We start from the raw sequence: 19,286 nt of genomic DNA on the forward strand, positions 1-19,286 counted from the left end.
TCGAACCTCATCGCAAGCGCAAGCGCAAGCGAGCTATGGACGTCGTCCGAGCCGAGTTTTTCAACAGTATCGGCCGATAGCTGCCGTCGGCTTCTGAGGAACGGTCAGCATCGGCGACGAAGACCGATACCCGCATATCCACTTCCTTCCCGTCTTTCGCAGAAACCGAAGGCCAGACGGCCGGCGCACCGTTTTTTCCATCAGGAAAACCCTGATCGACCCAGGCCGGCCGCCGATTCCAGCCGATTTGCCCGCTGCAGTAAGCGACCGCGTCGCGCCCCCGCCCAAGCGATATCCCGCACCCCGCGACCGCGCTCCAGCAAGCCTTCCAGCCCGCATACCTAACCAAATCAGGTATGGTGCAACGCAATATTCCGCATCTTGATCGCGATTTCCATACCCATCAGGTATCAAAAATCCCGACCAAAAGTATTGGACGCTCCATTTCCCCGCCGCGTATAAATCCGTCCCATGAACTCCCCCCACACAGCGTGCCCCATGTCCTCCGCCACCATCGAACGCATCGAAACCCGCCTCGTCGATCTGCCGACGATCCGCCCGCACAAGCTGTCGGTGGCCACGATGCACGGCCAGACGCTGATGCTCGTGAAGGTGTTCTGCAGCGACGGCGCGATCGGTATCGGCGAAGGCACGACGATCGCCGGGATGGCCTACGGCCCGGAAAGCCCGGAAGCGATGAAGCTCGCGATCGACGCGTACCTCGCGCCGGCGATCGTCGGCAAGGACGCGACGCGCGTCCAGACGCTGATGGCGTTCGTCGGCAAGCTCGCGAAGGTCAACCACTTCGCGAAGAGCGCGCTGGAAACCGCGCTGCTCGACGCGCACGGCAAGCGGCTCGGCGTGCCGGTCAGCGAACTGCTCGGCGGCCGTCGCCGCGATCGCCTGCCGGTCGCGTGGACGCTCGCGTCGGGCGACACGGCCACCGACATCGCCGAAGCAGAACGGATGCTCGACCTGCGCCGCCACAACGTATTCAAGCTGAAGATCGGCGCGAAAGCGCCGGAAACGGATATCCGCCACGTCGCCGAGATCAAGAAGGCGCTCGGCGATCGCGCGTCGGTGCGCGTCGACGTGAACATGGCGTGGAGCGAAACGCAGGCCGCCCGCGCGATTCCGGCGCTCGCCGATGCGGGCTGCGAACTGGTCGAGCAGCCGGTGGCGTCCGCGGCGGCGCTGGCGCGCCTGATGCGCCGCTTCCCCGTCGCGCTGATGGCCGATGAAATCCTGCAAGGCCCCGACAGCGCGTTCGACATCGCGAAGCATCACGGCGCGGACGTGTTCGCGATCAAGATCGAACAAAGCGGCGGCCTCTTCGCCGCGCAGCGCGTGGCCGCGATCGCGGACGCGGCCGGCATCGAGCTGTACGGCGGCACGATGCTCGAAGGTGCGTTCAGCACGGTGGCGTCCGCGCACCTGTTCGCGAGTGTCGCGAACCTGCAGTGGGGCACCGAGCTGTTCGGGCCGCTGCTGATCACCGAAGAAATCCTGACGCAGCCGCTGGACTACAGCGACTTCGAACTGACAGTGCCGGACGGCCCCGGTCTCGGCATCGCGCTCGACGAGGACAAGGTCAGGCGCTTCACCCGCGACGGGCTGACGAAAGTCGCGCGGTAATCGGGTCAGGCAAAGACCGTCATTCCCCCAAATACACGTGGAGACAGCATCATGAGCGTCAAAGTTTTCGATACCCGGGAAGTGCAGGATCTGCTGAAGGCCGCGTCGAACGCGGGCGCGAACGGCACGAAGGGCGACGCGCGCACGCAGCAGATCGTGCTGCGCCTGCTCGGCGACCTGTTCAAGGCGATCGACGATCTCGACATCACGCCCGACGAAGTGTGGGCCGGCGTGAACTACCTGAACAAGCTTGGTCAGGATGGCGAAGCAGCGTTGCTCGCGGCCGGCCTCGGTCTCGAGAAATATCTCGACATCCGGATGGACGCCGAGGACGAAGCGATCGGGCTGCACGGCGGCACGCCGCGCACGATCGAAGGACCGCTGTACGTGGCCGGCGCACCGGTGCGCGAAGGCGTCGCGAAGATCGACCTCGACGCGGACGACGGCGCAGGGCCGCTCGTGATTCACGGCACGGTCACGGGCCTCGACGGCAAGCCGGTGGCCGGCGCGCTGGTCGAGTGCTGGCACGCGAACTCGCATGGCTTCTACTCGCACTTCGACCCGACCGGCGCGCAGAGCGATTTCAACCTGCGTGGCGCGGTGAGGACGGGGGCAGACGGCAAATACGAATTCCTCACGCTGATGCCGGTCGGCTACGGCTGCCCGCCGCAGGGCGCGACGCAGCAACTGCTTGACCGCCTCGGCCGCCACGGCAACCGCCCGGCGCACGTGCACTTCTTCGTGACGAGCGACGACCACCGCAAGCTCACGACGCAGTTCAACATCGACGGCGATCCGCTGATCTGGGACGACTTCGCGTATGCGACGCGCGAGGAGCTGATTCCGCCCGTGGTCGCCAGGACCGGCGGCACGGCGCTCGGCATGAAGGCCGATGCGTACCAGGACATCGAGTTCAATTTCGTGCTGACGCCGCTGGTGCAGGGCCAGGACAACCAGATCGTCGAACGCCTGCGCGCTTCCGCCGCGGCATAACCACCGGCGGCACGGCGGCGCGCGTGCGCCGCCGCTGCCGGCCGGTCCCCCGAGATTCAACCGATACCGATGCGAGCGTGCTTGCAGGACGCGGCACGCGCATGGAAGGAGCCATCATGTCCGCCACGATCGACCACACCGACACACTGGATCACCTGCTCGAAACCGCCGTGCAGGATGACAAGGAGGCCGGCATCTTCCGCTGCCGCCGCGACATCTTCACGAACGCGGAACTGTACGAGCTCGAGATGAAGCACATCTTCGAGGGCAACTGGGTATATCTGGCGCACGAAAGCCAGATTCCGGACAACAACGATTACTACACGACGTGGATCGGCCGCCAGCCGATCGTCATCACGCGCGACAAGACCGGCGAGCTGCATGCGGTCATCAACGCGTGTGCGCACAAGGGCGCGATGCTGTGCCGCCGCAAGCACGGCAACAAGGGCAGCTTCACGTGCCCGTTCCACGGCTGGACCTTCTCGAACACCGGCAAGTTGCTGAAGGTGAAGGACGAGAAGACGACCGAGTACCCGGTGCAGTTCAACACGCACGGCTCGCACGACCTGAAGAAGGTCGCGCGCTTCGCGAACTATCGCGGCTTCCTGTTCGGCAGCCTCAATGCGGACGTCCTGCCGCTCGAGGATTACCTCGGCGAGGCGCGCGTGATCATCGACCAGATCGTCGACCAGGCGCCGAACGGCCTCGAAGTGCTGCGCGGCAACTCGTCCTACATCTACGAGGGCAACTGGAAGATGCAGATGGAGAACGGCTGCGACGGCTATCACGTCAGCACCGTGCACTGGAACTATGCGGCGACGATGGGCCGCCGCAAGGAAGACGGCACCAAGGCGGTCGATGCGAACAGCTGGAGCAAGTCGGTCGCGGGCGTGTACGGCTTCGACCACGGCCACATCCTGCTGTGGACCCGGACGATGAACCCGGAAGTGCGGCCCGTGTACCGGCATCGCGACGAAATCCGTGCGCGTGTCGGCGACGTGCAGGCCGATTTCATCGTGAACCAGACGCGCAACCTGTGCGTGTACCCGAACGTGTTCCTGATGGACCAGTTCAGCACGCAGATTCGCGTGGTGCGGCCGCTCGGCGTCGACAGGACCGAGGTCACGATCTTCTGCTTCGCGCCGAAGGGCGAGAGTGAAGCGGATCGCACGACGCGGATTCGCCAGTACGAGGATTTCTTCAACGTGACCGGCATGGGCACGGCCGACGATCTCGAGGAGTTCCGCGCGTGCCAGGCCGGCTATGCGGGCATCACGGCGATGTGGAACGACCTGTCGCGCGGCGCGCCGCTGTGGATCGACGGGCCGGACGAGAACGCGAGAAGGATGGGGCTGAACCCGCGCATTTCCGGCGAGCGCAGCGAGGACGAAGGGCTGTTCGTGTGCCAGCACGAACACTGGGTGCACGTGATGCGCGATGCGCTGAAGAAGGAACGCGGGGAGGTGGCGGCATGAGCTTCGATTACCGGACGATTTGCGCGGCGCTGTATCGCGAAGCGCGCCTGCTCGACGATCGCGCGTGGGACGAATGGCTGACCTGCTACGCCGAGGACGTCACGTACTGGATGCCCGCGTGGGACGACGACGATCGCCCGACCGACGATCCGACCAGCCAGATTTCGCTGATGTACTACGCGGATCGCGGCGGCCTCGAGGATCGCGTGTTCCGGATCAAGACCGAGCGCAGCGGCGCGTCGACGCCCGAGCCGCGCACCAGCCACAACGTGACGAACGTCGAGGTGCTGGCCGAACGCGACGACGAGGTGGACGTGCGCTACAACTTTCACACGCTGAACCACCGTTACCGCGTGACCGATCACTTCTTCGGCACGATGTTCGTCACGTTGCGCAAGGTGGACGACGCGCTGCTGATCTCGCACAAGAAGATCGTGCTGAAGAACGACTACATCCGCCAGGTGCTCGACGTGTACCACGTCTGACACCGATCGTTTCGACTGGAAGGAAAGGGAGGCGACGTCATGTCCACCTACAAGATTGCACTGAATTTCGAGGACGGGGTCACCCGCTTCATCGACTGCAAGGCCGGCGAGAAGGTGCTCGACGCGGCCTTTCGCGCGAAGATCAACCTGCCGATGGATTGTTCCGACGGCGTGTGCGGCACCTGCAAGTGCCGCGCCGAAAGCGGCCGCTACGACCTCGGCGACGATTACATCGACGACGCGCTCACCGAGGACGAGAAGGACGGCGGCCTCGTGCTGACGTGCCAGATGGTGCCGCAAAGCGATTGCGTGATCGCGGTGCCGACGTCGTCGGTCGCGTGCAAGACCGGGCAGAGCAGCTTTGCCGCGACGGTCGCGAAAGTCGAGCAGCACAACGATGCGGCCGTCGTGCTCGAACTCGACGTCGGCGCGAGCGCGCCGGTGTTTCTCCCGGGCCAGTACGTGAACATCGGCGTGCCGGGCAGCGGCCAGCACCGCTCGTATTCGTTCTCGTCCGCGCCGGGCGACGCGAAGGTCGGCTTCCTGATCAAGAAGATTCCCGGCGGCGTGATGAGCACGTGGCTCGAATCGGCGCGGCCGGGCGACACGCTCGAGCTGCACGGGCCGCTCGGCAGCTTCTATCTGCGCGACGTGCAGCGGCCGCTGCTGTTCCTCGCCGGCGGAACGGGCCTCGCGCCGTTCCTGTCGATGCTCGACGTGCTCGCGCGCAGCGGGTCGCAGCAGAAGGTGCACCTGATCTACGGCGTCACGCGCGACCTCGATCTCGTGCTGGTCGACGCGATCGAAGCGCTCGCGGCGAAGCTGCCGAACTTCAGCTTCGCGACGGTCGTCGCCGACGCCGCGTCGAGCCATCCGCGCAAGGGCTGGGTCACGCAGCACATCCCGGCCGACGCGCTGAACGACGGCGACGTCGACGTGTATCTGTGCGGGCCGCCGCCGATGGTCGATGCGGTGCGCCAGTATTTCGACGACGCAGGCGTGAAGCCGAACAGCTTCCACTACGAGAAGTTCACCCCCAACGTCACGGCAAAGGCAGCATGACCATGCAACGATTCTTCGGCAAGGTCGTCGTCGTCACCGGGGCGGCGCAGGGCATCGGTCGCGGCGTCGCACTGCGCGCGGCGGCCGAGGGCGGCAAGGTGCTGTTCGTCGATCGCGCGGATTTCGTGGCCGAGGTGGCCGCGCAAGCGCCGGGCGGCGATACGGCCGGCTTCGTCGCGGATCTCGAGACGTACGACGGCGCGCATGCGGCGATGGCGTGCGCGGTGCAGGCCTTCGGCGGCATCGACATCCTGATCAACGGCGTCGGCGGCGCGATCCGGATGCGGCCGTTCGCCGAGTTCGAGCCCGCGCAGATCGACGCGGAAATCCGCCGCTCGCTGATGCCGACGCTCTATGCGTGCCATGCGGTGCTGCCGCATCTGATCGCGCGCGGCGGCGGCACGATCGTCAACATCTCGTCGAACGCGACGCGCGGCATTCGCCGCGTGCCGTACTCGGCGGCGAAGGGCGGCGTGAACGCGCTGACGTCGGCGCTCGCGATGGAGTATGCGGAGCACGGCATCCGCGTCGTCGCCACCGCGCCGGGCGGCACCAGTGCGCCGCCGCGCCGCGTACCGCGTAATGCGGCCGGCGACACCGAGCAGGAACAGGCGTGGATGGCCGAGGCCGTGCGGCAGGTGACCGAATCGACGTACTTCAAGCGCTACGGCACGCTCGACGAACAGATCGCGCCGATCCTGTTCCTCGCGTCGGACGAGGCGAGCTACATCACGGGTACGGTGCTGCCGGTCGCGGGCGGTGACACCGGTTGAAGCGCGCGCCTGCCGAGCTGCTTGCCTCACGGGGCAGGTGCCGCGGCCTGGTGCACGACGACCATGACATAACAGGCCGGCGCGGCAAGCCCGGCCACGGAGACACTCATGAGTAAACGCGAAGCGATCATCCCGGCCGGCATGGAGGCCGTGTACGAAAAAATCGGCTATGCGCCGGCGATCAAGGTCGGCGATACCGTTTACGTGTCCGGCCAGATCGGCCGCGACGCGGCGATGCAGTTAGTCGAGGGACGCGAAGCCCAGATCGTGCAGGCGTTCGAGAACCTCAAGCGCGTACTGGACGCCTGCGGCGCGTCGTTCGACGACGTGGTCGACCTCACGACCTTCCATACCGACATGCGCGACCTGCCGCTGTTCATGCAGGTACGCGACCGCTATTTCCATGCGCATCCGCGGCCGGCGTGGACCGCGACCGGCGCGCACATGCTCGGCGGCTCGCCCGGCTATATCGTCGAGATCAAGGCGGTGGCGGTGCTGCGGCCTTAGTCGCGGCGGCGCATCGCCCGTCCGGTCGGTCGATGCGATCAATCAGCTCTACATATAAACAGAATCGACCATCAACAGGTTGGGAGACAGCATGAGACTTCGGCATCTCGTCGGCGGAGCATTGTTCGGAACCGCAACGACCGGTTTCGCGCAAGGTTCGTCGCCGATGGCAGCGTTTGTCACGTGAACGTGTCCTGCCAGGATGCGCGCGCTGCGCGGCACCTATTTCCGGTCGAAACGAACCGCCGTGTACCTGCAGGGCGCGTACCTCGCCAACAGCGCGCACGCGGCATTCACGGTCAGCGCCGGCGGGGGCAGCACGACGCCCGCGCCGGGGCAAAACCAGGTCGGCGTGATGGCCGGAATCCGGCACATGTTCTGACCGGACGTGTCGGGCGACGCATGAGCCGCCTGGCGCGCGATGCAATGCCCGCGGTTTCCGCGCGGGCATCGGCTTTCCCTGTACGCAAATCGATCGAGAGACAACGGAGGGATGCAATGGTGTCGATGCTCAACGGTAGAACCCGTCGTGGTGGATGGTGTTTCGGCATGGCTGTCGCGGCGTCCGCGGCCGCCATGCTGATGGTGTCCGGTTGCAACGACAACGAAGTCCGGAATGCCGGAGGCGGCACGGCCGATGCCGCGTTGACCTGCGATCAGACGATGAAGGCGCGATTCGCGCCGGATGCGAACACGACGGTGATCGCGGTGAAGTCGTTCAAGCCGGGCGATCCGCTGGCGCTCGATGCGTCCGCCGTCACATCGGCGACGCCCGTCGCCGGCAACGATCTGTGTCTCGTCAAGCTGAACGTCGGCCCCGGCAACGCGGGCCCGTCGGGCGCGCCGTCGACGTCGGCCGGTATCGGAATGGAAATCTGGCTGCCCGCGCCGTCGAACTGGAATCGCAGGATTCACAACCTCGGCGGCGGCGGGTGGCAGGGCGGTGCGTACGGCGACCCGACGAAGATCGCCAGCGCGGGCGGCACGCCGAGCGCCGCGACGATCGCGGCGTCCGAGGGCGCGGTGGTCGGCACGACGGATACCGGGCACACGATCCAGAACGGCTCGTTCGCGATGAATCCGGACGGCACGATCAACACGCCGCTGTGGACGGACTTCGCGCAGCGCAGCCTGCACGAGCTGGCGCTGAAGACCAAGGCGCTGGCCGCCGCCTATTACGCGGCGCCGCAGAAGTATGCGTACTGGGACGGCTGCTCGACCGGCGGCCGGCAGGGCTACAACGAAGCGCAGAACAACCCGTCCGACTACGACGGCTACCTGACCGGCGCCCCCGCGTTCAACTGGTCGAAGTTCATCACCGGCGAACTGTATCCGCAGGTCGTCGCACAAACCGATCTCGGCGGCGCGACGTTGACCGATGCACAACAGGCGTTGCTGTCGGGTGCGGCCGTCAGCGCATGCGATGCGGTCGCCGGCCAGCACCTCGGCTACCTGATGGATCCCGCGCAATGCCGCTACGATCCGACGCAGGATGCGAGCGTGCTGTGCGCGGGCGTGACGGTCGGCACCGTCACCGGAACGAATACGACTGCCGCGTGCGTGACGGCCGCGCAGGCGAGCGCGATGAACAAGACCTGGTACGGGATGACGCGCGATGGCTCGGTGCCGAGCCCGGCGCTCGACACCGGCACGGCGACGTCGCTCGCCGGCAACCAGATGTGGTTCGGGCTGATGCGCGGCACGGGCACCGGCGCGCTGGCCGGCGCGACCCCGTTCAGCATCTCGACCGACCTCGTCGCGCTGGAGCTGCAGGATCCGACGATCGCCGGCGCCGGCTTCACGAACGCGACCGGCAACGGCGCGAACCAGTGGAAGCGCCTTGGCTATGCGGGTCTCGCGCATGCGTACGATCAGGGTATCGCGCTGCAGCCGTCGTTCGGCAACATCAACACGGACAACCCGGACCTGTCGGGTCTCGTGCGGGCCGGCGCGAAGGTCCTGCACTATCACGGTCTTGCCGATCCGCTGATCACGCCGTCGGGCAGCATCAACTACTACGAGCGCGTCGCGAGCCGGATGGGCGGCATACCGGCGGTGCAGCAGTTCGACCGGCTGTTCCTCGTGCCGGGCATGGGGCACTGCAGCGGCTACGGGGGAGTGAACGGCACGGCCGGCCCCGCGCAGACGGCGAATACGGTGCCGCTGCCGCATGCGGATCGTCAGGATCTGTACGCGCGGCTGGTCGACTGGGTCGAGCACGGGCAGGCGCCGACCCGCATCGACCTCACGTCGGCGGACGGCAGCGCGAGCCAGCCCGTGTGCATGTATCCGACGAAGGCCACGTACAACGGCTCGGGGTCGATCAGGGACGCGGCCAACTACTCGTGCAAGTGACGTGAGGGGGTGCCGCGGTGTGTCGCGGTTGCAGGTGCGTGTCGATGCGGGCGGGCGGCGCAGGCCGCCCGCGCCGCGTCAAGCGAGCCGGAATTTCTTGCGCAGGCTCGAATCGGCGCGGACCGCATCGTTTGCGGCTTACCAGAAAGGGGTGGTCAGCCTGATCGAAGTGTTGCAGGCCGACGAAAGCCTGCTGCGTGCATCGGACGAACGCGTGCAGGCGCGAACCGAAGCGGCGCGCGCGGCGGTCGCCGCGTTCAAGGCGCTCAGCAGCGGATGGGAGTCGCCGCAAGCGCAGGCCGTTGCGAGCCGGTAGCGGTGGCGTTGGAACCTGGTCGGTCGGGCCGGACAAGCGTCGAATGATCGCGGGTCGTGACGCCTTGTGCTGGGCGCGTTCACACTGCCAGCGGATAGGGGGAGCAACGCAGAAAGTAGCGGCGGTGTCCCCTATGGGTTACAGTCGCTTCATGTTCAAAGTCCTAACCACTCCCTAATTTGACAAATGGCTCGATGGTCTTCGCGACCCGGTCGGCAGCGCCGCGATCAGCCTACGCATCGAGCGGACGAAGCTCGGCAATCTTGGCGAGTGGCGCGCGATCGGCGACGGCGTCAACGAAATGAAGATCGATGTAGGGCCGGGGTATCGGGCCTACTTCGTGCGACGCGGAAAGATAATCGTCGTGGTGTTGTGTGGCGGGGACAAGTCGACGCAGAAGAAGGACATCAAGACGGCGAAGCAAATCGCCGCCGAACTGGAGGATTGAAGATGAAAATCAGCGAACTGGCCGAATTCGACGGCGCAAAGTACCTGAAGGACGAGGAAGCGATTCGTCACTACCTGGCGCAGGCGTTCGAAGATGGGGATCCTCGACTGATCCAGGTCGCGCTCGGAAACGTCGCGAAGGCGCGTGGCATGACGGCGCTGGCGCGCGAGTCCGGTGTGAAGCGTGAAGCGCTCTACCGTGCGCTGTCGGAAGGTGGGAACGCGGAGTTTGCAACGATCATGAAGGTGGTCGCCGCGTTGGGATTGCATCTGACCGTTGCGCCGACCACGCAGACCGCCGAAGCGGCAACCGCGCCTGAACCGACCTCGCGCACGCGCTCGCGTTCGCCTGCACGGGCGGCGGCCCACGGGTGATGTCGTCAGGGCCGGGCGGGAACTTTCGCGCCGGGCCTGCCCGTATCGATCCGGCCGGCATCGCGCGAGAAGCCCTGCGCGCAGCGCAGCTCGACGCTACCGCTTGATTGCCCCCCGTAACCGCCTCACATCCCGTTCCGACACCGGCGCAGCCCGATTTCCCCACGCACCGCGCACGTAGCTGACCACCGCGGCGATCTCGCCGCTCGTCAGCGCGCCGCGCATCGCCGGCATCCGCTGCACCGGCCCGGGCTTCCCGGGCGCGGGCCGCGCGCCTTCGACCACGATCCGGATCGTGCTGGTCGGATCGGCCGCGAGCACGATCGAACTGCCCGCGAGCGCCGGCCCGCGATCGGGGACGCCTTGACCTTCGGCACCGTGGCAACGCGCACAGAACCCCGCATACACGCCGGCCCCCGGCGCCTGCTGGCCGCTTTCCGGACGCGGGCCGGCCACGGTCAGCCGCGGCACGCCGACCCCGAGCGGATTCGTCGCGGCAGTCGGTTGCGCGGGCAACGACTTCAGGTACACCGCGATCGCATGACGGTCGGCATCCGTCAGCAACGCGGTGCTTTCGCCGACGACCGGCGCCATCGCGCCGAACACCGCGCCGCGCGCCGCATGGCCGCTGCGCAGGAATGCGGCGATGTCGTCGGCCGACCAGCGGCCGAGGCCGTCCGGGTCCGCGCCGGTCAGGTTCGGCGCGAACCAGTGATCGTTGATGCCGCCGGTGAGGAACGCGGGGCTGCGCTCGTCGTAGCCGCGTTCGTTGTAGGCCGGCCCGCGCGGCGTATGGCACGCGCCGCAATGGCCGAGCCCCTGTACGAGATAGGCGCCGCGATTCCACTCCGCCGATCGAGACGGCTGCGGCGCGAACCGGTCGCGGTTCGCGAATACGAGGCTCCACAGTCCGAGCGCCCAGCGCTGGTTGAACGGAAACGGCAACTGCGTGAGTTTCGCCGCGTTCGGGGAGGGCGCGACGCCGCGCATGAAATACGCATACAACGCGCGCACGTCGTCGTCGCTCAGGTGCGCGAGCGACGGGTAGGGCATCGCCGGATACAGCCGGCTGCCGTCCGCGCGCACGCCGCGCCGCAACGCATCGTCGAACTGGCGCAGCGTGTAGTGGCCGATTCCGTGCGTCGGGTCCGGCGTGATGTTCGGCGCATAGATGGGCCCGAACGGCGAATTCACCGGCTGGCCGCCCGCGTACGGCGTATGGTCGGCCGCGTCGTGGCATGCGGCGCAATCGCCGGCGAGCGCGAGGTAGCGTCCGCGCTCGAGCGTCGCGGCATCGGCGCTCGCGGCAGCGGCGGCGATCGTCGGGCGGCGGGCGGTCGAAGCGGACGCCGCGCGCGGAGGCTGCGCGGCCGCGCCGGATGCGCCCGATGCGCCGGAATCCGCCGCCCCCGCCTCCCGCGGCCGGGAAAGGCGCGGATCGTCTCGTGCGCGAGCGGACATCGATGCGCCGGCATCGGCCGCCGACGTGCGAATCCGCACGAACCGCCAGCCCGACGCGGGCTCGGGTGCTTGCGCCGCCGACGCGGTGTCGGCCGCATCGGCGGGTGCGGCGGTGTGGTCGTCCTGTTGCATGTCGCATGCGCCGAGCGCGATGCATACCGCGAACGCGACCCCTGCGCGGCGGCCCGGAGCCCGGAACGGGAACGAAGCGAACGAGATCAGCGCCATGGGCTGCAAGGCCCCACGAAAGCGGTGACGATCCCCGTAAACACCAGACCGATCACGAAGCCGAGCGCGGCGAGCATCCCGCAGCGCGCGAGAAAGCGCGTACTGTCGTCGCGCGTCGCGGCGGGCGCATCGGCATCGTGCCGGCGCCGCCACGCGCGCGCGAGCCACGTCGCGCAGGCCGCGGCCAGCGCGAACGCGCCGGCGGCGATCAGCGCGAGCCACACGCCGACGTGCGCCCAGCGCGGCGCGGCCTGCGCGACGCCGAGCGGATAGCACGCGGTGGACGCGAGCGTCTCCGACACGAGCATCTGCGCGAACCACAGCGCGGGCGCGCCGACGAGGCCGGCCGCGATCGCGAGCAGCGGTGTCCACGCGCGGCGTGTGTCGTTCATCCGGTACTCCTCAGCCAGAACGGCGATACGTACAGCGCGGTGAAGATGAACAGCCACACGATGTCGACGAAGTGCCAGTAGAGGCCGCCGACCGTCAGCGCGACGCGTCGCTCGCGGCTGAAGAAACCGGCGGCCGTCCACCCGGCGAGCAGCGCGAGGATCGCGAGACCGGCCACGACGTGCGCGAGGTGGAACCCGGTGATCGTGAAATAAAGGCTGCCGTACAGATGCGCGGTCGGGCCGTACGGATGGTCGCGCCATTCGTGCCACTGGACCAGCGCGAACGCGGCGCCGAGCACCAGCGCGACGACGAGCATCGCCACCGCGCGCGCCTGCCTGTCGGCGCGCACCGCGCGTTCCGCGAGCCACACGAACACGCTGCTCGACAGCAGCACGACCGTGTTGGCGGCCGCGAGCCCGATCTTCGGCATTCCTTCGGGCGGCCACGGCGCGGACCATTGCGACTGCAGGTAGAAGTAGCAGAACAGCAGGTAGCCGAACAGCCCGGCCTCGGTCACGATCAGCGTGAGCACGCCCCACCAGCCGCCCGCGCGCTCGCCGCAACTGCCGACCGGCAGCGGCTCGATGCACGCGGTCGGCGCGCCGGCCGGCGCTTTCGCCGACGGCGGCTCGTCCGGATGCGGCCCGGCGGCCGCGGCGGGCGCCTGCGTGTCGGCGCGGGCCGGCAGGCGCGCGCGCTGCCCGAGCGTGCGGCGCGGCCACAGCCACGCGGCGGTGGCGATCGCGCACCCGGCGACGGCCGCGCAGACGAGGGTCGGCGAGCGCGCGAGCATCGCCGCGAACACGCCGGTCGCCAGCAGCGCGAGCACGAACGGCACGCAACTGTCTTCGGGCATCTTCAGGATCGCGCTGGGTGTCGCGGCGAGCGGCGTGACCGCGAGCGCCTCGCGCCCGTCCGCGAGCCGGTAGCCGACCCGCAGGCTGGTGCGCGCCGGATCGTCGCGCGTTTCCCACAGCGGATGCCGCGACGCGACGAGCGGCAGCACCGCGAAGTTGTACACGGGCGTCGGCGACGCGACCGACCATTCGAGGCCGGCCCCGCCCCACGGGTTGTCGCCGGCGCGCGTGCCGCGCCGCGCGCTCACCAGCGCATTGACGACGAACATCACGATGCCGATCCCGAACACGAACGAGCCGATCGTCGTCAGCAGGTTCGACGTATCCCAGCCCATCCCGGACGGATAGGTATAGATGCGGCGCGGCATCCCGAGCAGTCCGGACACGTGCATCGGGAAGAAGCCGAGATTGAAGCCGACCAGCACGACCCAGAAGGTCCAGCGGCCGAACCGCTCGTTCATCATCCGCCCGGTGAACTTCGGGAACCAGTACGCGACGCCGCCGAGCACCGGAAACACGTTGATGCCGAGCAGCACGTAATGCAGGTGCGCGACGACGAAGTACGTATCGGTGAGCTGCCAGTCGAGCGGCACGGCCGCGGTCATCACGCCCGACACGCCGCCGATCACGAACATCAGCACGAAGCCCGCGAAATACAGGAACGGCGTGCGGAACACGGGGCGGCCGGTCCAGATCGTCGCGATCCACGCGAACACCGCGACCGCGCTCGGAATCGAGATCAGCATGCTCGCGGCGCCGAAGAACGCGAGCGCGAGCGGCGCGATGCCCGTCGCGAACATGTGGTGGACCCACACCTCGAAGCCGATCAGCATCGTCGCGACGGTCGATACCGCGACGGCCTCGTACGCGACGAGCGGCCGCCGGCAGAAGGTCGGCAGCGCGTCGGACACGATCCCCATCGCCGGCAGCACGACCACGTAGACCCACGGATGCGCGAACATCCAGAACAGGTGCTGCCACAACAGCGGCCGGCCGCCATGCGCGACGTCGAAGAAGTGCGTGCCGGCATTGCGGTCGAGCCACAGCAGCAGGAACGCGAGGCTCACCGACGGCACCGCGACCAGGTTCGCGACCGACGCGGTCAGCGTGCCCCACACGATGATCGGCAGCCGGTCGATCGACATGCCGTGCGCGCGCATTCGCAGCAGCGTGACGACGAAGTTCGCGGCGCCGCCCGTCGTCGAGATGCCGAGCAGGATCATCCCGAGCGCGTAGATGTCGATGTTCGCGCCGGCGCTGTAGTCGAGCGACGTGAGCGGCACGTAGTTGAACCAGCCGCCGTCCGGCACCGCGCCGAGCGGAAAGCTCGCGTACAGGAACAGCCCGGCGAACAGGAACGCCCAGTACGAGAACGCGTTGAGCCGCGGAAACGCCATGTCGCGCGAGCCGAGCATCAGCGGCCACAGGTAGTTCGCGAAACCGGACAGCACCGGCAGCGCGTACAGGAAGATCATCGTGACGCCGTGCATCGTGAACAGCGAATCGTATTGCGCGGGCGTGAGCAGCGTCGCGTTCGGCCGCGCGAGCTGGATGCGCATCACGAGCGCCTCGACGCCGCCGAGCAGCAGGAACGCGAACGCGGTGACGATGTAGCGCAGCCCGATGCGTTTGTGATCGACGGTGCCGAGCCAGCCGCGCCAGCCGGGTTCCGATTCCCACTGCTCGGCCAGCGCGCGCTCGTGCGCGGAACCGGGCGGCGCTTCGCCGAGATCGGGTACGCGGCTGAGCGGGGTGGGCGTGTCGCGGGCGATGGCCATCGGCATCCTCGGTTCAGTGCAGCGTCGCGAGATACGCGGCGAGATCGTCGGCGTCGCGCGGCGCGAGCGCGATCGACGGCATCAGCGATTGCGGCTTGAGCTGCTGCGCATGCGCGATCCAGCGGCGCAGGTCGTCGGGCGTGTTGTCGAGCGTGCCGGCCGCGAGCAGCCGGCGCGTGCCGACGTGCGTGAGATCGGGGCCCGCGTCGCCCGTTGCGTCGGTGCCGCGCACCGCGTGGCAGCCCGCGCAGCGCGCGGCGAACACGCGCTGGCCGCGGCGCTCGGCGCCGGCCGCGGGCGCCTGCGCCGGTCGGCGTTGCGCGGCGAGCCACGCACGGAATGCGGCCGGCGGCTCGGCCACGACTTCGAACGCCATGTGTGCATGCTGCGCGCCGCAGTATTGCGAGCACTGCCCGCGATAGACGCCCGGCCGGTCGGCCTGCAGCCACTGCCGATTGGTCTGGCCGGGAATCGTCTGGGTCTTGCCGGCGAGTTGCGGCACCCAGAACGCATGGATCACGTCGGCGCTCTTCAGTTCGATCGCGACCGGCTCGCCCACCGGAATATGGATTTCGTTCGCGGTGACGAAGGCCGGGCCGTCTGCATCGTCGGGATAACGAACGGCCCACCACCAGTCGTGCGCGGTCACCGCGATCGTCAGCGCGGGCGGGCGTGGCGGCGTCGCGATCGCGCCGAGCACGCGCAGCATGTAGACGAGCGCGCCGAACAGCAGCAGGATCGAGATCGCGGAGCCCACGGTCACGATCGTCAGCCCGCTGCCGTGGCCGCCGCCCGCCCGCGCGCGACGGCGAAACAGCGCGATCAGCAGCAGCACGGCGATCGCGACGCAGACGAACAGGCACAGCGCGAGCAGCGCCCAGCCGAGCACGAAGACCGGCTGCGCGGCGGGGCCGGCCGCGTGCACGACGTAGGCGAGCGGCAGCGGCGCGGTCGGGTTGCCGGGCGCCGAAGGCTCGGCGGCCGCGCGCGCGACGAGCGGCGCGACCGCCCACGCGAACGGTGCGATGCATGCGATATGACGCGTTTTTCTGGACAACGGAACGAGCAACGCGACTCCTTGCCGATGGCGGCGGCATGACGAAAGCCGTTCGCGGCGGAGCAAGTTCTATGCGCACGCGGCTCGCACGTAGACGGCCGCGGCGACGCGCAATGGCGCGCGCAACGCGCCGGTGCGTTACAGCCGGTTTGTAAATCGGGTGGCCGATCACGGCGCGCGCCGGCGCGGTACGGTCCGCATGGGTCCGCATCGCCGGCGGCATGTCGTTTGCTGCGCCGATCGCGTTCCGGCACGCTGCGGCGCAAAAGCTTCGGCCGCATGCCGGCCCTCATCGGAAAACGGGAGGAACCGATCGTGAAGACCGTCGCGATCACCGGCGCGAGCGCCGGCGTCGGCCGTGCGACTGCCCATGCGTTCGCGCGGCGCGGCGCGAACGTCGCGCTGCTCGCTCGCGACCCGGACGCACTGCACGACACCGCGTGCGAGGTGCGGGCGTACGGCGTCCGGGCGCTGCCGATCGCCGTCGACGTCAGCGATGCGGCCGCACTCGACGCGGCCGCCGAGCGGATCGAACGCGAGCTCGGGCCGCTCGACGTATGGGTCAACAACGCGATGGTCACCGTGTTCGCGCCGTTCGACGCAATTTCGCCGGAAGACTATGCGCGCGTGACGGCCGTGACCTACCTCGGCTGCGTATACGGCACGCGGACCGCCCTTGCGCGGATGGCGCCGCGCAACCGCGGCACGATCGTGCAGGTCGGCTCCGCGCTCGCGTACCGGTCGATTCCGCTGCAAGCGCCGTACTGCGGCGCGAAACACGCGATCCGCGGCTTCACCGACGCGCTGCGCTGCGAGCTGCTGCATGCGCACAGCCGTGTGCGCGTGACGATGGTGCAGTTGCCCGCGATCGACACGCCGCAGTTCGACTGGGCCGAATCCGCGCTGCCGCACGCACCGCGTCCGGTCGCGCCGGTCTATGCGCCGGAGGTGGCGGCCGATGCGATCGTGCATGCCGCGCGGCATCCGTGCCGCGAGCGCTGGGTCGGCTGGTCGTCGCTCGCGGCGATCGTTGCGAACGGTATCGCGCCCGGCTGGTTCGACCGCTATCTCGCCCGCACGGCGGTGCGCGGCCAGCAGCGCGCCGCGCCGGCCGGCCCGCGCCCGTCGAACCTGTGGACGAGCGTGCCCGGCGGCCATGCGACGCGCGGCGCGTTCACCGACGAAGCGTGCCGCACGGGCGTCGAGGCCGGGCTCGGCGCGTCGCGTGCGCTCGCGTTCGGCGCAGCGGTCGCCGTGCTCGCGACCGCGTTTGCCGTCGCGCGCAAGCGGAACCGGTGAGCGCGATGCGGATCGAGGATTACGCGCTCGTCGGCGACGGCCGCAGCGCGGCGCTCGTCGCCCGCGACGGCAGCATCGACTGGCTGTGCTGGCCGGACTTCGATTCGCCGCCGTGCTTCGCCGCGCTCGTCGGCACGCCGGACAACGGCCGGTTCCGGATCGCGCCGAGCGAGCCGGATGCGCGCGTGACGCGGCGCTATCTGCCGGGCACCGCGATACTCGAGACGACGTTCGACACGCCGTCCGGCTGCATCGCGATCACCGACTGGATGAGCTGGAACGCGCCCGATCCGTGCCTGATCCGCAGCGTGTGCGGCGTGCGCGGGACGGTCGACGTCGACGTCGATCTCGGCGTGCGCTTCGACTACGGCGGCGCGCTGCCGTGGTGCCGGCGTTTCGGCCGGCGCTGGCGGATGATGACGGGCGGGGACGCGATGTGGCTCGACACGGATGCGCGGCTCGACGTGCAGAGCGACCGGCTCGTCGGCACGCGCCGGATCTCGGCGGGCGAGCGGTCGGATTTCTGCATCAGTTACGCGCGTTCGTTCGACCCGGCGCCGGCCGTGCCCGACGCGTATGCGTCGCTGCGCGACACGCAGGCATTCTGGCGCGTCTGGTCGGATTGCAACGCGGCCGACGGCCCGTATCGCGACGCGGTCGAACGCGCGCTGATCACGATCAAACTGCTGTCGAGCCTGCGCACCGGCGGCATCGTCGCGGCGCCGACCAGCTCGTTGCCCGAGCGCTTCGGCGGCGCGCGCAACTGGGACTACCGGTTCTGCTGGCTGCGCGACGCGAGCTTCACGCTGCGCGCGCTGGTGCGCTGCGGCTATCGCGACGAAGCCGCGCGCTGGCGCGACTGGCTCGTGCGAGCGATCGCCGATCATCCGTCCCAACTGCAGGTGCTGTATGCGGCCGATGGCGGGCGGCGCGCGTCCGAATGGGAGGCCACGCATCTGGCCGGCTACGAAGGCGCGCGGCCGGTGCGTTTCGGCAACGCGGCGGCCGACCAGTTGCAGCTCGACGTGTACGGCGAGGTGCTCGGCGCGCTGTATCAGGCGCGCCGGCACGGGCTGCCGCCCGACGACGACGCGTGGACGCTCGAACGGCGCCTGCTCGAACATCTCGCGACGATCTGGCGCGAGCCGGACGAAGGCATCTGGGAGGTGCGCAGCGGGCGGCACCCGTTCACGTCGTCGAAGGTGATGGTGTGGGCCGCGGTCGAAAGCGCGTACCGCTCCGCGCGCGCGTTCGGCCATCACGCGCCGCTCGACGTGTGGCGACGCTGGGCCGACGCGGTGCGCGCGGAGGTGCTCGAGCGCGGCTACCACGCGCAGCTCGGCCGCTTCGTCGACCGTTTCGACGGCGACGGCATCGACGTCAGCCTGCTGCTGATTCCGCTCACCGGGATGCTCGACGCGACCGACCCGCGCGTGGTCGCGACGGTCGCCGCGATCGAGCGCGAGCTGGTCGACGACGGCTTGCCGTTCCGCTATCGCCCGCCGCGTTTCGCGGACGGCTGCGAGGGCGACGAAGGCGCGTTTCTCGCGGCCGGCTTCTGGCTCGTGCAGGTGTACCGGCTGCAACGGCGCGACGACGACGCGCGCGCGCTGTTCGAGCGGTTGCTCGGCTTGCGCAACGACGTCGGGCTGCTGTCCGAGGAGTACGACGTGAACGCGCGGCGTCTATGCGGAAATTTTCCGTTCACGCTCGCGCAGGTCGGGCTCGTGAATGCGGCGCTCGCGCTGCACGGCGACGGGCGGGACGACGTCGACATCGACTAGCCGCGT

The 19,286-nt window shown here is 68.8% G+C and carries 15 protein-coding genes and 3 pseudogenes; 14 read left to right on the forward strand and 4 right to left on the reverse strand.

The features are described 5' to 3' along the window. The first annotated feature begins 498 nt into the window (after nucleotides 1-498). The 12 genes and pseudogenes from WS96_RS20800 to WS96_RS20850 all read left to right on the forward strand — a co-directional run bounded on the left by WS96_RS20800 (nucleotide 499) and on the right by WS96_RS20850 (nucleotide 10,423). Nucleotides 499-1,635: a muconate/chloromuconate family cycloisomerase gene (locus WS96_RS20800; protein WP_059835019.1), complete on the forward strand. Its 1,137-nt coding sequence runs from the start codon at nucleotides 499-501 to the stop codon at nucleotides 1,633-1,635. Between the two features lie 51 nt (nucleotides 1,636-1,686). After that, nucleotides 1,687-2,628, forward strand: a complete 942-nt coding sequence (catA, locus tag WS96_RS20805; protein ID WP_059835021.1) for a catechol 1,2-dioxygenase — start codon at nucleotides 1,687-1,689, stop codon at nucleotides 2,626-2,628. 116 nt (nucleotides 2,629-2,744) lie between these two features. Further along, nucleotides 2,745-4,103: a Rieske 2Fe-2S domain-containing protein gene (locus WS96_RS20810; protein WP_059835097.1), complete on the forward strand. Its 1,359-nt coding sequence runs from the start codon at nucleotides 2,745-2,747 to the stop codon at nucleotides 4,101-4,103. Beyond that, nucleotides 4,100-4,588, forward strand: a complete 489-nt coding sequence (benB, locus tag WS96_RS20815) for a benzoate 1,2-dioxygenase small subunit (protein WP_059835022.1) — start codon at nucleotides 4,100-4,102, stop codon at nucleotides 4,586-4,588. The genes WS96_RS20810 and benB overlap by 4 nt, the downstream gene beginning before the upstream one ends. A 39-nt stretch (nucleotides 4,589-4,627) precedes the next feature. Beyond that, nucleotides 4,628-5,650: a benzoate 1,2-dioxygenase electron transfer component BenC gene (gene benC / locus WS96_RS20820; RefSeq protein ID WP_059835025.1), complete on the forward strand. Its 1,023-nt coding sequence runs from the start codon at nucleotides 4,628-4,630 to the stop codon at nucleotides 5,648-5,650. Further along, nucleotides 5,647-6,423 carry a benzoate diol dehydrogenase BenD gene (gene benD, locus WS96_RS20825; protein ID WP_059835026.1) on the forward strand — a complete coding sequence of 259 codons (777 nt, stop codon included), beginning with the start codon at nucleotides 5,647-5,649 and terminating at the stop codon, nucleotides 6,421-6,423. The genes benC and benD overlap by 4 nt, the downstream gene beginning before the upstream one ends. 108 nt (nucleotides 6,424-6,531) lie before the next feature. After that, nucleotides 6,532-6,930: a RidA family protein gene (locus tag WS96_RS20830; RefSeq protein WP_059779947.1), complete on the forward strand. Its 399-nt coding sequence runs from the start codon at nucleotides 6,532-6,534 to the stop codon at nucleotides 6,928-6,930. A gap of 196 nt (nucleotides 6,931-7,126) precedes the next feature. Next, nucleotides 7,127-7,312: pseudogene (locus tag WS96_RS20835) on the forward strand (porin); the annotation flags it as partial. 167 nt (nucleotides 7,313-7,479) lie between these two features. Continuing rightward, entirely contained in the window at nucleotides 7,480-9,285 is a 1,806-nt protein-coding gene (locus WS96_RS20840) for a tannase/feruloyl esterase family alpha/beta hydrolase (RefSeq protein ID WP_257128026.1), read from the forward strand. 106 nt (nucleotides 9,286-9,391) lie between these two features. Further along, nucleotides 9,392-9,601: pseudogene (locus WS96_RS32720) on the forward strand (TolC family protein); the annotation flags it as partial. A gap of 151 nt (nucleotides 9,602-9,752) precedes the next feature. Further along, nucleotides 9,753-10,049 (forward strand): annotated as a pseudogene (locus WS96_RS32725) (type II toxin-antitoxin system RelE/ParE family toxin). A 2-nt stretch (nucleotides 10,050-10,051) separates the two neighbouring features. Next, nucleotides 10,052-10,423, forward strand: coding sequence for an addiction module antidote protein (locus WS96_RS20850; RefSeq protein WP_059835032.1), 372 nt, complete (start codon nucleotides 10,052-10,054; stop codon nucleotides 10,421-10,423). A gap of 96 nt (nucleotides 10,424-10,519) precedes the next feature. On the opposite strand, the gene WS96_RS20855 is transcribed toward WS96_RS20850, so the two are convergent. The 4 genes from WS96_RS20855 to coxB are packed head-to-tail and all read right to left on the reverse strand — an operon-like array spanning nucleotide 10,520 to nucleotide 16,209. Then, nucleotides 10,520-12,112: a cytochrome c gene (locus WS96_RS20855; protein WP_059835034.1), complete on the reverse strand. Its 1,593-nt coding sequence runs from the start codon at nucleotides 12,110-12,112 to the stop codon at nucleotides 10,520-10,522. Beyond that, entirely contained in the window at nucleotides 12,103-12,504 is a 402-nt protein-coding gene (locus WS96_RS20860) for a hypothetical protein (protein WP_059835035.1), read from the reverse strand. Before WS96_RS20860 ends, WS96_RS20855 begins: the two co-directional genes overlap by 10 nt. Further along, on the reverse strand, nucleotides 12,501-15,140 hold the full coding sequence (ctaD, locus tag WS96_RS20865) for a cytochrome c oxidase subunit I (RefSeq protein ID WP_059835100.1): 2,640 nt from the start codon (nucleotides 15,138-15,140) through the stop codon (nucleotides 12,501-12,503). The genes WS96_RS20860 and ctaD overlap by 4 nt, the downstream gene beginning before the upstream one ends. Before the next feature lie 13 nt (nucleotides 15,141-15,153). Continuing rightward, nucleotides 15,154-16,209 carry a cytochrome c oxidase subunit II gene (gene coxB / locus WS96_RS20870; RefSeq protein ID WP_059835037.1) on the reverse strand — a complete coding sequence of 352 codons (1,056 nt, stop codon included), beginning with the start codon at nucleotides 16,207-16,209 and terminating at the stop codon, nucleotides 15,154-15,156. 303 nt (nucleotides 16,210-16,512) lie between these two features. Here coxB and WS96_RS20875 point away from each other — a divergent pair, with 303 nt between their 5' ends. Together WS96_RS20875 and WS96_RS20880 are read left to right on the forward strand one after the other, a co-directional pair. Further along, nucleotides 16,513-17,496, forward strand: a complete 984-nt coding sequence (locus tag WS96_RS20875) for an SDR family oxidoreductase (RefSeq protein WP_059835104.1) — start codon at nucleotides 16,513-16,515, stop codon at nucleotides 17,494-17,496. Nucleotides 17,497-17,501: 5 nt separating this feature from the next. Next, nucleotides 17,502-19,280, forward strand: a complete 1,779-nt coding sequence (locus WS96_RS20880; protein ID WP_059835102.1) for a glycoside hydrolase family 15 protein — start codon at nucleotides 17,502-17,504, stop codon at nucleotides 19,278-19,280. Nucleotides 19,281-19,286 lie beyond the last annotated feature (6 nt).

Origin of the sequence: Burkholderia sp. MSMB1835 (assembly GCF_001526365.1) — a bacterium.
Classification (GTDB): Bacteria; Pseudomonadota; Gammaproteobacteria; order Burkholderiales; family Burkholderiaceae; genus Burkholderia.

Excerpts from the sequence above, each read along its gene's own strand:
- WS96_RS20830 (WP_059779947.1), top strand. The coding sequence starts at position 6,532 with ATGAGTAAACGCGAAGCGATCATCCCGGCCGGCATGGAGGCCGTGTAC.
- benC (WP_059835025.1), top strand. The coding sequence starts at position 4,628 with ATGTCCACCTACAAGATTGCACTGAATTTCGAGGACGGGGTCACCCGC.
- WS96_RS20800 (WP_059835019.1), top strand. The coding sequence starts at position 499 with ATGTCCTCCGCCACCATCGAACGCATCGAAACCCGCCTCGTCGATCTG.
- benB (WP_059835022.1), top strand. The coding sequence starts at position 4,100 with ATGAGCTTCGATTACCGGACGATTTGCGCGGCGCTGTATCGCGAAGCG.
- WS96_RS20855 (WP_059835034.1), bottom strand. The coding sequence starts at position 12,112 with ATGGCGCTGATCTCGTTCGCTTCGTTCCCGTTCCGGGCTCCGGGCCGC.
- catA (WP_059835021.1), top strand. The coding sequence starts at position 1,687 with ATGAGCGTCAAAGTTTTCGATACCCGGGAAGTGCAGGATCTGCTGAAG.
- benD (WP_059835026.1), top strand. The coding sequence starts at position 5,647 with ATGACCATGCAACGATTCTTCGGCAAGGTCGTCGTCGTCACCGGGGCG.
- WS96_RS20840 (WP_257128026.1), top strand. The coding sequence starts at position 7,480 with ATGGCTGTCGCGGCGTCCGCGGCCGCCATGCTGATGGTGTCCGGTTGC.
- WS96_RS20880 (WP_059835102.1), top strand. The coding sequence starts at position 17,502 with ATGCGGATCGAGGATTACGCGCTCGTCGGCGACGGCCGCAGCGCGGCG.
- ctaD (WP_059835100.1), bottom strand. The coding sequence starts at position 15,140 with ATGGCCATCGCCCGCGACACGCCCACCCCGCTCAGCCGCGTACCCGAT.
- WS96_RS20860 (WP_059835035.1), bottom strand. The coding sequence starts at position 12,504 with ATGAACGACACACGCCGCGCGTGGACACCGCTGCTCGCGATCGCGGCC.
- WS96_RS20810 (WP_059835097.1), top strand. The coding sequence starts at position 2,745 with ATGTCCGCCACGATCGACCACACCGACACACTGGATCACCTGCTCGAA.
- WS96_RS20850 (WP_059835032.1), top strand. The coding sequence starts at position 10,052 with ATGAAAATCAGCGAACTGGCCGAATTCGACGGCGCAAAGTACCTGAAG.